This is a genomic window from Nocardia sp. NPDC019323 (genome assembly GCF_044389845.1).
GTDB lineage: Bacteria > Actinomycetota > Actinomycetes > Mycobacteriales > Mycobacteriaceae > Nocardia > Nocardia implantans.
The window spans coordinates 1,360,501-1,373,420 of sequence record NZ_JBIRYN010000001.1; the positions used below are offsets into that span (position 1 = coordinate 1,360,501).

At 69.3% G+C, this 12,920-nt stretch carries 12 protein-coding genes and 1 pseudogene; 5 read left to right on the forward strand and 8 right to left on the reverse strand.

The window, feature by feature from the left end; translation table 11 throughout:
• Positions 1 to 338: 338 nt before the first annotated feature.
• The 5 genes and pseudogenes from ACH49X_RS06445 to ACH49X_RS06465 form a co-directional block, all read right to left on the reverse strand.
• Positions 339 to 1,526: pseudogene (locus tag ACH49X_RS06445) on the reverse strand (MFS transporter); the annotation flags it as partial.
• A complete protein-coding gene (pgm, locus tag ACH49X_RS06450; protein WP_357208170.1) occupies positions 1,516 to 3,159 on the reverse strand; it encodes a phosphoglucomutase (alpha-D-glucose-1,6-bisphosphate-dependent) in 1,644 nt (547 codons plus the stop codon). The pseudogene ACH49X_RS06445 and the gene pgm, both read right to left, overlap by 11 nt.
• Positions 3,160 to 3,206: 47 nt before the next feature.
• Positions 3,207 to 3,494: a hypothetical protein gene (locus tag ACH49X_RS06455; RefSeq protein ID WP_357208168.1), complete on the reverse strand. Its 288-nt coding sequence runs from the start codon at positions 3,492 to 3,494 to the stop codon at positions 3,207 to 3,209.
• A complete protein-coding gene (locus ACH49X_RS06460) occupies positions 3,491 to 3,853 on the reverse strand; it encodes a DUF190 domain-containing protein (protein WP_195078504.1) in 363 nt (120 codons plus the stop codon). The genes ACH49X_RS06455 and ACH49X_RS06460 overlap by 4 nt, the downstream gene beginning before the upstream one ends.
• A gap of 682 nt (positions 3,854 to 4,535) precedes the next feature.
• The gene (locus ACH49X_RS06465) at positions 4,536 to 6,035 is read right to left on the reverse strand and encodes an MFS transporter (RefSeq protein ID WP_357208166.1); all 1,500 of its coding nucleotides are present in this window, start codon (positions 6,033 to 6,035) and stop codon (positions 4,536 to 4,538) included.
• Positions 6,036 to 6,152: 117 nt separating this feature from the next.
• Here ACH49X_RS06465 and ACH49X_RS06470 point away from each other — a divergent pair, with 117 nt between their 5' ends.
• Together ACH49X_RS06470 and ACH49X_RS06475 are read left to right on the forward strand one after the other, a co-directional pair.
• Complete coding sequence (locus tag ACH49X_RS06470) at positions 6,153 to 6,833, forward strand: TetR/AcrR family transcriptional regulator (protein WP_195078502.1); 681 nt, start codon at positions 6,153 to 6,155, stop codon at positions 6,831 to 6,833.
• A 54-nt stretch (positions 6,834 to 6,887) separates the two neighbouring features.
• On the forward strand, positions 6,888 to 8,186 hold the full coding sequence (locus ACH49X_RS06475; RefSeq protein ID WP_357208163.1) for a D-arabinono-1,4-lactone oxidase: 1,299 nt from the start codon (positions 6,888 to 6,890) through the stop codon (positions 8,184 to 8,186).
• Positions 8,187 to 8,201: 15 nt separating this feature from the next.
• On the opposite strand, the gene ACH49X_RS06480 is transcribed toward ACH49X_RS06475, so the two are convergent.
• Positions 8,202 to 8,957 carry a Sir2 family NAD-dependent protein deacetylase gene (locus ACH49X_RS06480; RefSeq protein WP_357108341.1) on the reverse strand — a complete coding sequence of 252 codons (756 nt, stop codon included), beginning with the start codon at positions 8,955 to 8,957 and terminating at the stop codon, positions 8,202 to 8,204.
• A gap of 109 nt (positions 8,958 to 9,066) precedes the next feature.
• Between ACH49X_RS06480 and ACH49X_RS06485 the strand changes: the two genes are divergently transcribed.
• The 3 genes from ACH49X_RS06485 to ACH49X_RS06495 all read left to right on the forward strand — a co-directional run bounded on the left by ACH49X_RS06485 (position 9,067) and on the right by ACH49X_RS06495 (position 11,397).
• Positions 9,067 to 9,978: an oxygenase MpaB family protein gene (locus ACH49X_RS06485; protein WP_195078499.1), complete on the forward strand. Its 912-nt coding sequence runs from the start codon at positions 9,067 to 9,069 to the stop codon at positions 9,976 to 9,978.
• 561 nt (positions 9,979 to 10,539) lie between these two features.
• Positions 10,540 to 10,953 carry an arsenate reductase ArsC gene (locus tag ACH49X_RS06490; RefSeq protein ID WP_067798057.1) on the forward strand — a complete coding sequence of 138 codons (414 nt, stop codon included), beginning with the start codon at positions 10,540 to 10,542 and terminating at the stop codon, positions 10,951 to 10,953.
• 54 nt (positions 10,954 to 11,007) lie between these two features.
• Complete coding sequence (locus ACH49X_RS06495) at positions 11,008 to 11,397, forward strand: VOC family protein (protein WP_195078498.1); 390 nt, start codon at positions 11,008 to 11,010, stop codon at positions 11,395 to 11,397.
• Here the strand turns inward: ACH49X_RS06495 and ACH49X_RS06500 are convergent.
• Both ACH49X_RS06500 and ACH49X_RS06505 read right to left on the reverse strand, forming a co-directional pair.
• Positions 11,394 to 12,092, reverse strand: coding sequence for an AraC family transcriptional regulator (locus ACH49X_RS06500; protein WP_195078497.1), 699 nt, complete (start codon positions 12,090 to 12,092; stop codon positions 11,394 to 11,396). The two genes, ACH49X_RS06495 and ACH49X_RS06500, sit on opposite strands and share 4 nt — an antisense overlap.
• A gap of 70 nt (positions 12,093 to 12,162) precedes the next feature.
• Positions 12,163 to 12,864, reverse strand: coding sequence for a TetR family transcriptional regulator (locus ACH49X_RS06505; RefSeq protein WP_195078496.1), 702 nt, complete (start codon positions 12,862 to 12,864; stop codon positions 12,163 to 12,165).
• Positions 12,865 to 12,920 lie beyond the last annotated feature (56 nt).

The window sequence follows — 12,920 nt, forward strand, 5'->3', positions numbered from 1 at the left end:
TCCGGATCGACGACCGCGGTCCCCGGCGCGGGCGTCACCGGCCGGGAATCCGCTGCCACTCCAGGCCGATCGCCGCGCGCGGCGGGGGCACGACGCACCAGCCCGTCGGACTCCGCCGGGGCCCCGACGCCCTCGGGCACCGATTCAGGACCACCAGGGTGCGGCGCCTCTTCTATGCCGTCACCACTCGGAGCCGCCCTGGAAGAGGCCACCACCGGCACCGCGCTGTCGGCTACCGGCGCGCCGGACACGTCGCTCAGCGCCCGATCGATCCCGGCCGCTTGCCGCTCGGTGTCGTCGGTTCCGCCGGACCGGTCGGAAGGAATCTCCGATCGAACGGAACTCCCCCGCCGCGACGGCTCGGGGACGACGGCCCAGACGAGCGCCGCCACGGCCAGCAGCGCGCCGGTCACGCCGAGCGCCAGCTCATAGGACACCTGCTGAGCCAGGGCGCCCACGGCGACCGGCCCGATGACGGTGCCGAGGTCGGCGGCCATCTGGAAGCCGGCCAGCACCGGGCCGCCGCGCGCCTTGGGGCCGATGATGTCGGCGACGGCCGCTTGCTGGGCGGGCGTGAACATGCCGGAGCCGAGCCCGGCCAGGAACGAGGTGGCGAGCAGCCACGGCAGGTCGGTCACCAGGCCGAGCCCCGCCGTTCCCGCCGCGCACACCAGCGAGCCGACGATGACGAACGGTTTGCGCCCCCACCGGTCGGACAATCGCCCGGAGGCGAACAGCACCGCGACGTTCCCCGCCGCGAACACCGTCAACGCGACACCGGCCATACCCGGCGCCTGGCGCAGCACCTCGACGACGAGCAGCGGCACCAACGCCATCCGGACGCCGAAGACGGCCGCGCCATTGGCGAAGTTCGACAGCAGCACCGCCCGGTACTCCGGCCGCGCCAAGCCCTCCCGGAAGGACATCATGCGGACGCCGCCGGCCGGTTCCGGCGCGGCCAGTTCCGAATGCCGCAGGCTCAGGTGCACCGCCACGCTCACGGCGAGCAACGCGACGGCGTAGATGACGAACGGCCAGCGCAGCCCGAGCCCGGACAACCCGCCGCCCACCAGCGGCCCGCTCACCGAGCCGACCAGGAAGCTGGTCGACCACAACCCGGAGACCCGGCCGCGCTGCTCGGGCGGGGACATCCGGATGACCAGCGCCAGCGACGACACGGTGAACATGGTCGATCCGATGCCGCCGAGCGACCGCAACACCATGAGCTGCCAGTAGCTCTGCGCCAACGCGCTGGCGCCCGTGGACACCGCGACGATCAGCAGCCCGCCGAGATAGACCGAGCGCTCCCCCAGCCGTTGCACCAACCGTCCGCTGAGCGGCGCGAACAGCAACCGCATCAGGGCGAACGCGGACACGATCGCCGAAGCGGCCGCCACGCCGACGCCGAAACCGCGCGCGAACTGCGGCAGCACCGGGGCGACGAGGCCGAACCCGATGGCGATGACGAACGCGCCCCCGACCAGCACCCAGATCTCGGTGGGCAGGGGCTTGGATCTACCGGTCACCGGACAGCGCCTGCCCCACCAATTCCTCCGCGGCCGTCTGCACCTCGGCGAGGTGCTCCGGGCCGTGGAACGACTCCGCGTAGATCTTGTACTTGTCCTCGGTGCCGGAGGGGCGAGCGGCGAACCACGCGTTCTCGGTGGTCACCTTGAGGCCGCCCAGCGGCGCGCCGTTGCCCCGCGCCCTGGTGAGCACGGCCGTGACCGGCTCCCCGGCGATCTCCTTCGTGGTGATCATGTCCGGAGTCAACTTCGCGAGCAGCTCTTTCTGTTCCGCGGTCGCGGACGCGTCGATCCGCGCGTAGGCGGGACTGCCGTAGCGGCGTTCGAGTTCGACGTAGCGCGCCGACGGGCTCTGGCCGGTGACCGCCGCGATCTCCCCGGCGAGCAGGGCGAGCAGGATGCCGTCCTTGTCGGTGGTCCAGACCGTGCCGTCCATCCGCAGGAACGACGCGCCCGCGCTCTCCTCGCCGCCGAAGGCCAGGCTGCCGCTGAACAATCCGGGAACGAAGAACTTGAATCCCACCGGCACCTCGTGCACGTCGCGACCGAGCACGGAGACCACCCGGTCGATCATCGACGACGTCACCGCGGTCTTGCCGATCTTGGTCAGCGCGTCCCAGCCCATCCGGTTGGCGACCAGGTATTCGATGGCCACCGCGAGGAAGTGGTTCGGATTCATCAACCCGCCGTCGGGCGTGACGATGCCGTGCCGGTCGGCGTCGGCGTCGTTGCCGGTGGAGATGTCGTAGTCGTCCTTGATCGCGATCAGCGAGGCCATCGCGTAGCGGGAGGACGGGTCCATCCGGATCTTGCCGTCGCTGTCGAGCGTCATGAACCGCCAGGTGGGGTCGACGAAAGGATTGACCACCTCGAGTTCGAGGTCGTAGCGCTGGCCGATCTCCTCCCAATAGTCGACGCTGGCGCCGCCCATCGGGTCGGCGCCGAGCCGGATGCCCGCGCCGCGGATCGCGTCCAGGTTCAGCACGTTGGGCAGGTCGTCGATGTAGTGGTCGAGGTAGTCGTAGCGTTCGACGCCGGTGGCCAGCGCGCGCTCCAGCGTGGTGCGCTTGACGCCGGTGAGCCCGCCGCGCAGCAGTTCGTTCGCGCGGGCGGCGATGGCGTCGGTGGCGGTGTTGTCGGCCGGGCCGCCGTGCGGCGGGTTGTATTTGAAGCCACCGTCGCGGGGCGGGTTGTGCGAGGGGGTGACCACGATGCCGTCGGCCTGGTGCTTGGCGCCGCCCCGATTGTGGCGCAGCACAGCGTGACTGAGCGCGGGCGTGGGGGTGTAGCGGTCGCGCGCATCGATCACCGCCGTGACGTCGTTGGCGGCGAGCACCTCGAGCGCGGTGGTCCAGGCGGGCTCCGACAGCGCGTGTGTGTCCCTGGCCAGATAGACCGGCCCGGTGATGCCCCTGGTGGCGCGGTATTCCACGATCGCCTGGGTGATCGCGAGGATGTGCGCCTCGTTGAACGCGCCGTCCAGGCTGGAGCCGCGATGTCCCGACGTCCCGAACGTCACCCGCTGAGCCGGATCCTCCGCGTCCGGAACACGGCTGTAGTACGCCGTCACCAGATGCGCGATGTCTTCCAGATCGGTGGGACGTGCGGGACGCCCGGCTCGATCGTGGGCCATGCTCGGGTCTCCCTTCCGTATCGGCTGCGCCCGGCTCGTCATCAGGATCATGTCCACGACCGCCCGGTCACCGCCGACCCCGCGGCCACGTTCATCTCGGCCGCCAGCCGGAACGTCTCGCCGCCGTATCTGCTGAACGTGGTCGGCACGGTGCGGAAGCCCGCTTCCGCGGCGGCGAGCGATCGATCACCCGCCGACGCGCCGCCCTGATCACCGAGCCGCGCCGAACCGACAATGCTAACGGCCACCGTGCCCGACGGCACCGGCGAGGCGAATTCCGCTGGTGCCGCGAGTGCTGCGGCCGGGTCGCCTGGCTTGCCACGGGGTCTGGTCATCGCTCACCTTCCTGCCACTGGTCCACCGGCGCCAATGTGACGTTGACCGAGGTGAACAGTTCGGCGTTCCGCTCGACGAAGGCGCGCAAGCGTTCCGGCTCGTCGACCAGCATCAGCATCAGCGGCAGATGGTCGGCGATATCGAGCATCCGGGTGGTGTGCACATGCGAGGACGCGCCGTATCCCTCGATGCCGCGCCACACGCTGGCACCAGCCAGTCCACCGTCCCTGGCCCGGCGCACGATCTCGTGATACAGGGGCGTGTGCCGCCATTTGTCGTCCTCGTCGAGCAGCACGGTGAGCCGTGCCGCGGGGCGCCACCGTCCCGCCGTGGCGGCGCCCGCTTGCGAACCACTCATGCCTGCCCCCTTCCGTCGTGCCGTTCCCGTCGATCGCCGAGCCGAACCAGGTACTCACCGTGCCATGCCCGCACCGGGCTGCGACGCCCCGGCCACGCCACCGCCACCCCCCGAGGCGGACGAGCGCGGCGGGAAGTGCCGCGCCCGGTCCGAGGAGTCTACGAACCTCGCGGGTGGGGTGGAGAAGGTGGTGCGACCGCCGGGTGCGCCGGTACAGGAATGGGTGCACAGCAGCCTCTTGGCTACCCACACCGGAGCGGTCGGAATCATCGGGATCCCGGTCGCAAAGCATCCCATGAGATCTACCGCGTGAACCGGAAGGCGGACCGCCGACCAGCAAGGCCCGCCACACTGACCTAGCTCGTATTTTGCACCAATGATGGTGATTCTGGCGCGCTTTGCCGTGTGCGGCGGACGAACCCCGCGTGTCGTGCGCGATGATCGGCGCCACGTCCCGAGATCGGGATCCGCGCGGCGGAGAGATTTGCTCCCATATCGGACCGGACAGCTCTAATCGACTGATCGGCAATCGCATAGCACAGTTCCGGCCGCGCTGCGGCCGCGTCGCTTCGATCGAATGCCGTCGCACGGCTCGGCGAACGACGACGGCCGCCGCCCCGCGACGGAATCGCGGGACGGCGGCCGCTGCGCCGGAAACCGGGCCTGCGCCACCGCACTCGGCTCAGTGGGCGAGCACCGGCTCCCCCTCGGCGGGCGCGGGCGCTGCGCTCGGCATGAGCACCGCCGTCAGGATGCCGCCCGCGACGAAGATCGCCGTGGCCCACCAGAAACTGGTGGTGTAGCTCTCGATCGCGGACTGGGCGATGGTGAGCGGGTCCGGCGTACGGGTGGACAGGTAGTCGGTGGCCGCGGATGCCGCGATCGTGCTCAGCAGGGCCGTGCCGATCGATCCACCGACCTGCTGGCTGGTGTTGATCATGGCCGATGCCACGCCCGCGTCCTCGTGCTGCACGCCGGAGGTGGCGCCCTGGAAGGCGGTCGACATCGCACCGCCGAGGCCGAGACCGAGCAGGATCAGGGCGGGCAGGATGTGGCTGGCGTAGCCGGTGTCCAAGCCGATCCTGGTCAGCCAGGCCATGCCCGCCGCCGCGATCAGGAACCCACCGCTGACCACGACCTTCGGGCCGAGCTTCGGCAGCAGCAACGACGGGGCGGTGGTCGAGGAGGCCACCATGGCGGCGACCATCGGCAGGAACGCCACGCCGGTCATGATCGGCGAGTAGCCCAGGGTCAGCTGCATGTAGTAGGTGAGGAACAGGAAGATCGCGAACATCCCGATGCCCATGACGAAGACCGTCAGGTAGGAGGTGCCGCGCATCCGGTCGAGCACGATCCGCATCGGAAGCAGCGGGTGCGCGACCCGGGTCTCCAGCCAGGCGAACACCGCGATCAGCGCCGCGCCGCCGAGCAGGAACGCGAGGGTGACGCCGTTGGTCCACCCGTGCGATTCCGCGTGCGAGAACCCGTAGACGATGCCGAACAGGCCCGCGGTCACCACGGCCGTGCCGGGGATGTCGAGCTTGGGCCGCTCGGTGCCGGCGTGCTTGGCGAGCAACAGCACGGCGCCGACCAGCGCGACGGCGGCGAAGGCGAGGTTCACGAACATCACCCAGCGCCAGGAGGCCCATTCGGTCAGCGCGCCGCCGAGCAGCAGCCCGATGGCGCCGCCGGTGCCCGCTACGGCGCCGAAGATGCCGAACGCCTTCGCCCGTTCGGACGGTTCGGTGAAGGTCACGGTGAGCAGGGAGAGGGCGGCGGGCGCCAGCAGCGCGCCGAAGACGCCCTGTCCGACGCGGGCCGCGACGAGCATCTCGAAACTGGTGGCCGCGCCACCGACGGCGGAGGCGAGCGCGAAGCCGACCAAACCGATGATGAAGGTGTTGCGCCTGCCGAACAGGTCGCTGAGGCGGCCGCCGAGCAGCAGCAGGCTGCCGAACGCCAGCGCATAGCCGGTGACCACCCAGGAGCGGTCGCCGTCGCTGAAGCCGAGATCCTGCTGCGCGGCGGGCAGTGCGATGTTCACCACGGTCGCGTCCAGCACGACCATGAGCTGGGCGACGCCGAGGACGGCGAGCACCCACCAGCGCAGGGCGTGCGAGCCGCGCCGCCCACTTCCCGTTCGCTCCGGGGCCGGTGCCCCGCGGTCGATCGCGGTAGTCATGTGTACCCTTTGTCTCGAGCGTTGATCCGGAGAACATCCCTCCGCTTACCCGAAGAAGCTATCACGATAACGGAGATAACGCCTCCGGTTAATCCGCGATGTTGATAGAATGACGGTGTGAATCACGCCACGGTCGCCTCTCCGCCCCGGCGCCTGCGGGCCGATGCCGCACGCAATCAGCAGCGGATCATCGCCGCGGCGCGGGAACTGTTCGCCGACCACGGACTCGAGATCACCCTCGACGACGTGGCCGAGCGCGCCGGTGTGGGTGTCGGCACGGTGTACCGCCGCTTCGCGAACAAGAAGGAACTGATCGTCGAGGTCTTCGACCAGAACCTGAACGATTTCGCCGACGCGGCCGACGCCGCCTACCGGCATCCCGATCCCTGGTTCGGACTCGTCGAGTTCTTCGAATACGCGTGTCGGCACATGGCCACGAACCGCGGATTCAGCGAAGTCATGCTGGAACTCGAAGACGACGAGACCGATCGATTCGCGGTCGTGCGCGATCGCATCAAACCGAAGGTGCACGCCATCTGCGCCCGCGCGCGCGACGCCGGCGTGCTCGCCCACGGCATCGAGCCCTCGGACTTCTTCGCGCTTGTCCACATGGTCGACGCACTCGCCGAGTTCGCCAAGCCGGTGAATCCCGATGTCTGGCAGCGGTACATGGCGATCATGCTGAACGGCGTGCGCGACGACAAAACGCCGCGCAGACATCTCGACGTCCCCCCGCTGACCGACGACGAGGTAGAGCACGCCAAGCAACAGCTGACCTGCAGCTGGCGCAAGCGGTAGCGAAATCGAACCGTAAGTAGCGCGCGTCACGCTCGCTCCCGTAAAGTTGGTCACATGACCAATTCGTGGGTGAACTGGGCGGGCGATCAACGCTGCGCGCCCGCACTCCTCGCCGCCCCGGGCTCCGTCGGCGAACTGGCCGGCCTGCTCGCCGACGCCGAAGCCGACGACCGGACCGTGCGCGTCGCGGGCAGCGGCCATTCGTTCACCGACACCGTCCTGACCGACGGCACGCTGCTGAGCCTGGCGAAGCTGAACCGCGTGCTCGACGTCGACCGCGCCGCAGGCCTGGTCCGGGTGGAGGCGGGCATCACCCTGAACGCCGCCAGCACCGCCCTGCACGAGCACGGTCTCGCCTTCCCGAACCTGGGCGACATCGATGTGCAGACCGTCGCGGGCGCCATCGCCACCGCCACCCACGGCACCGGCGCGACTTTGCAGAACCTCTCCGCCGCGGTGCATTCGGTGGAACTGATGCAAGCCGACGGAACGCTGGTTGAACTGAACGAGCGGACCGATCCCGACGGTTGGCGGGCCGCGCGGGTCGGCATCGGCGCGCTGGGCGTCGTCACCGCCGTGACGCTGCGGATGGCGCCGTCCTTCGTACTGGAGGGCATCGAGCGCCCGGTCCCGGTGGAGGACGTGCTCGCCGATCTGGATTCGTTCGTCGACCGCAACGAGCATTTCGAGTTCTACATGTTCGCGCACAGCCCGCTGGCCATGACCAAGCGCAACAATCGCGTGCCCCTGCCCGAACGACCGCGCCCGAAAGCGGTGGACTGGTTCACCGACATCCTGCTGTCCAACTACTTGTTCGACGCGCTGTGCGGACTCAGCCGCAGGCAGCCGCGCCTGCTCCCGTTGATTCAGCGCGGCGCCGCCTACGCGGGCAGCTACCGGCGTCAGGTGGACCGTTCCTACCGGGTGTTCGCGTCGCCGCGCCTGATCCGCTTCACCGAAATGGAGTACGCGATCCCGCGCGAGCATTCCGTGGCCGCGATTCGCGAGATCAAGGAACTGTCCACTCGTTTCGACACCCCCATGCCCATCGAGGTGCGGTGGGTCGCGCCCGACGACGCGTTCCTCTCCCCGGCCAACGGCCGCGACACCTGCTACATCGCGGTGCACCAGTACCGCGGCATGGCATTCGAACCGTACTTCCGCGCCTGCGAAGCGGTTTTCGACCGCTACGACGGCCGTCCGCACTGGGGCAAACGCCACTTCCAGACCGCCGCGACCCTGCGCGGCCGCTATCCCGACTGGGAGCGGTTCGCCGAGGTGCGGCGGCGCTTCGACCCGAAAGGGCGTTTCACCAATCCCTACCTCGACCGGGTGCTCGGCCCGGTCGGCTGAACCCGCCGCCCGGCTTCACTCCGGTCGTTCGGCGATGAGTTCCGCGACCAGGCGGGGCACGGCTGTGCCGATGGGTTCGCGGATGATCTCGGTGGCCATGGCGTCGTACGGCGTCGGCTCGGCGTTCACGATCACCAGATCCGCGCCGGCGCGCACGGCGATGGAGCACATCGACGCGGCGGGCTCGACCTGCAGCGACGTCCCGATGGCCAGGAAGATGTCACTCGTCTCCGCGGTGAGCGCGGCCTTGGTCATGGTGCGGCGGTCCATCTGCTGACCGAACATCACGGTGGCGGACTTGAGGATGCCGCCGCAGTCGGGACACGGCGGGTCCGGCTCGCCCGCGGCCACTCGCTCCAAGGTGGCCGACATCGAGGTCTGGTAGTCGCATTCGACGCAGACCACCTCGAACATGTTGCCGTGGATCTCGATCACCCGATCCGGCGAAGACCCCGCCCGCTGATGCAGACGATCGATGTTCTGGGTGATGATGGTGACCGTCCGCCCGGCCCGTTCCAAGTCGGCGAGCGCGTTGTGCGCCGCGTTGGGGACGGCCTGCCAGGCCGGATTGTCGCGGCGCGCGAGCCAGGCGCGTTCCCGCAGGCCGGGGTCGGCCACATAGTTCTGGTAGGTCGAGAGCAATTCGGCGATGGGATCCTTCGTCCACACCCCGCGCGGGCCGCGGAAGTCGGGAATGCCGGAATCGGTGGAGATGCCGGCGCCGGTGAGCACTCCGATCCGGCCGGTACGACTGCGCCAATCGGTCGTCATGTCTGCACAGCCTAGGACGGTGACGAGATCGTCGGCCACGGATAGACGATGAGAGATTGTTAGGGTTATCATCTCATTGTATGAGCCAGGCCGATCAAGGGAGATCACGATGACCGCGTCCGTCGCACGCTCAACCACCGGCGCGCGAACGCTGCCGCCCCGCCGCCCGATCGAACCGGGAACCCAGATGTGGGAACAGACCGGTCTGATCACGTTCTCCCTCACCGCGGGCTCGGCCTTCCTGCTGCAAACCATGGAACCGACCATCTCCGCGGTGGTGGACGAGTTCTCCACCTTCCGCACCGACCCGATGGGCCGTGCCACGCGCAGCCTGGCATCGGTGATGATGTGGGTCTACGGCGGCGACGAGGCGCTCGCGGAGGCCGATCGCCTGCGGGAGCTGCACGCGTCGCTGAACACCACCGACGCCAACGGCGTGCGCCACACCGCCCTGTCCAGCGCCCCGTGGGCCTGGGTGCTGCACACCGGAACCTTCGCCTTCACCGAGAGCGCCAAGTACTTCGCCAAGCGCCCGCTCACCGCGGCGGACAAGGAAGCGTACTTCCAGGAGACGCTGCAGCTGCTGCGCAACTTCTCGGTGGCGCCCAAGGAGATCCCGGCCAATTACGCCGAATTCGAGAAGTTCTTCGAGGACACCGTCGCGAACCATCTGGTTGCCACCGACACCGCGCGCGACTACCTGCGGGTGATCCGCTCCGTCGCACCGCCGAAGCAGCTGCCGCGCGTGCTGCGTCCGGTCTGGAAAGCGGCGGTGGCGCCGATCGGCTGGCTGCAGTACTTCGTGACGGTCGGCACCACGCCGGAGGTGGCGCGCCAGAAGCTCGGCCTGACCTGGACCGCGGCCGACGAGCGCAAGCTGCGCGTGCTCGGCTGGCTGATCGCGCGGCTGGTTCCGCTGCTGCCGGAGCGGTTGCGCTACTTCCCGATCGCCTATGAAGCCCGCCGCCTCGAGCGCGACCGGCAGCGGCTGCGCAAGATGATCGACCTGCGTCCGATCTGATCCCCCTTCGCCGCATCCGTCCGCGGCGGACATGGGCCGCGCGGCAGGAGCGATTCCAGCCGCCTATGACGTTCCACTGATTCACGCCAGCACCCCGGCCGATTCGCATCGACCGGGGTGCTGGTGTCGGTGGCGGAAGACGAGGCGCGTTTCGCGATGCGATGTCGTATGCGCGTCGATCCGCGGATCAGTTGCGACCGGTTGATGCCCGCGTGCCCTTGTGCGGCCGGATCGATCGTGCGGCCGGATACCGGCGGCCGACGAGGGCTCCGAACGTCGCAGGCCTTCGACGAAGTCTTCCGGTGCATCACCCCGGGGGAACACTGCGCGTTGCCGCCCGGTCGGCTCCGGCGCACAGCCGCTGCGTGACAGCGGATTACGCCCGCTGGCCTGCGACAGCCGTACGCCCGCGCGCGCGACGGCACGGCGCGCCGTAACGATTAGCGGCGCGCTGGTATACGTATCTCATACGCTCAGAAAGCGTTTCGGCTCACCAAGCCGGGCGGCCGGTCCGGCAGCCAGCACACTTATGCTCCACCTTGCACATCGAAAGGCGTTCCCATGTCCCACAAGCCCAGTGTGCTGTTCGTCTGCGAACACAACGCGGGCCGTTCGCAAATGGCCGCCGGGTTCCTCACCGCCCTGGCTGGTCACCGGTTCGATGTGCGATCGGCGGGCAGCGCACCGGCCGAGACCCTGAACGCCACGGTGGTGGACGCCATGGCCGAGATCGGCATCGATATCTCCGGCCACACTCCGAAGCCGCTCACCATGGACGCGATCGGCATCTCCGACGTGGTGGTCACCATGGGCGCGGGCGACGCCTGCCCGTTCTTCCCCGGCATCAGCTACCGCGATTGGATGCTGCCCGACCCGGCCGACCAGACCATCGACGTGGTGCGCACGATCCGCGACCGCATCCGCATCCTGGTGGAGAATCTCATCGCCGAACTGGTTCCCGCGCCCGCGCGATAGGCGCTGTCCGATTCGTTCAAGACGCGTCGGCGCGCCGCTGCCTACGCTGCCGGCATGACACCCCAACTCGACGTGATCGGCATCGTCGTCCGCGATATGGCCGCTTCCGTGGCCTTCTACCGCCGCCTCGGTCTCGACTTCCCCGAAGGCTCCGAGCAGGAAGGGCACGCCGAGGCGGCGCTGCCCAACGGCATGCGGCTCACGCTGGACACCGAAGCCGTCATCCGGTCGTTCCACACCGAGTGGACGCCGCCGAGCGGCGGGGGCCGTCTCGGCATCGCCTTCCGCTGCGCCGATCCCGCGGAGGTGGACGCCGTCTACGCCGCACTCGTCGACGCCGGCTACCACGGCGAATTGAAGCCCTGGGACGCGTTCTGGGGTCAGCGCTACGCGGTCGTGCACGACCCGGACGGCAACGGCGTCGACCTGTACGCCGCTCGCTAGGACCGAGCGAGCAACCTTCCCAGCGGTATACCGGCCAGGGCGCGCACCTCGCGGGACAGGTGCGCCTGGTCGGCGAACCCGGTGCGCGTCGCGGTCTCGGCGAGTGACACGCCGCTGCGCGCCGTGGCCAGCGCGCGTTGCATGCGCAGCACCCTCGCGAGGGTTTTCGGGCCATAGCCGAAGGCGTCCAGGCAGCGGCGGCGCAGGGTCCGCTCACCCAGCCCGGCCGCGTCGGCGACCGCCGCCACCGGCCATCCGGCGTCGAGTGCGCCGACCACCTTCCGCAGGAGCGGATCGGCCGGTTCGGTCTCGGCCGCGCGCCACCGCACGATCTGTTCCAGCGCCGCCGCCTGGTCACCGGCGCCTGCCATCCGGTCCACCAGCGACCGGACCACCGCCGACGGCCACAGCTGGGCCAGATCGACGCGCCGATCGCGCAACTCGCGCGCCGGGATGCCGAGCAACGCGGGCGCGGTACCGGGAAAGAACCGGACGCCCACGTAGTGATCACCAGGCGATCCGCCCGGGTGGTGAGCCTTGGTGTCCGACCCTGCGACGATCAACCGGCCGTTCATCCAGATCAGATCCATGCAGCCGTCGGGCAGCACCGGCAGTCCGGGGCCGTCGACGGTCTTGGTCCACAACACGGCGCCCGCGTACCGCGACGGCCGCTCGCGGTAGGCGGCGTCGTCCATGGGGCCGACGCTACTCCGCACCGCCGACAACAGCGGGCGCGTCTCAAAAATATTGTCTCAATAAGACTGACTATTTGAGATAGCGGTACAGCGTCGCCCGGGAGACACCCAGCTCCCGGGCGATCTCGGGCACGCTGCGGCGCTCCGCGTCGCGCATCCGGCGGGCGAGTTCGATCCGCTCGGCGGTCATTGCGGCGGGCCTGCCCCTCGTCCCGGACACCGGCGACGTCCGGTCCGCAGGCGCCAACAACAGCCGCACTCCTTCCAGCACCTCCGCGCGCAGCTGTTCGACCGGAGCCTCGGCATACAGCACCACAGGGTCGCTGAGCCCCGCCACCGCCTGGGTGGCCCTCACCCGTTCGGCGAAGGTGGCGTCCGGGCCGGCCACCAGGATGTTCGCCTGCATCATGGCCTTGCTGAACCGGTCGAAAATCGTCCCGGGAGCGGCCAGCGCCAAGTCCCTGACGTTGAGCCGGAGCAGGTAGCGGTGCGCGAGGAACACATCGAGCAACCCTTCCACCACGCGACGGCGGGCCTCGCACGGATCCGGATCGGCCGCCTCGGCGATGGTGCGCTCCATGGCCTCCAGCAACGGTTCGGCCAAGCCGGCGAGGATGTCGTATTTGCTCGGGTAGTGGTACAGCACGCCCGCCTTGGAGATGCCCAACTGCTCGGCGATCGCGCGGACCGAGGTGCGGTGGTAGCCGTGCGTCCCGAACAGGTCCATGGCCACCTCGAGGATGCGCGCCCGGGTGGTCGTCTCGTCGCTCACGGTCCAGATCCTACTCGTTGACTGACCGATGGTCAGTGGCTTACATTCGTGACTGA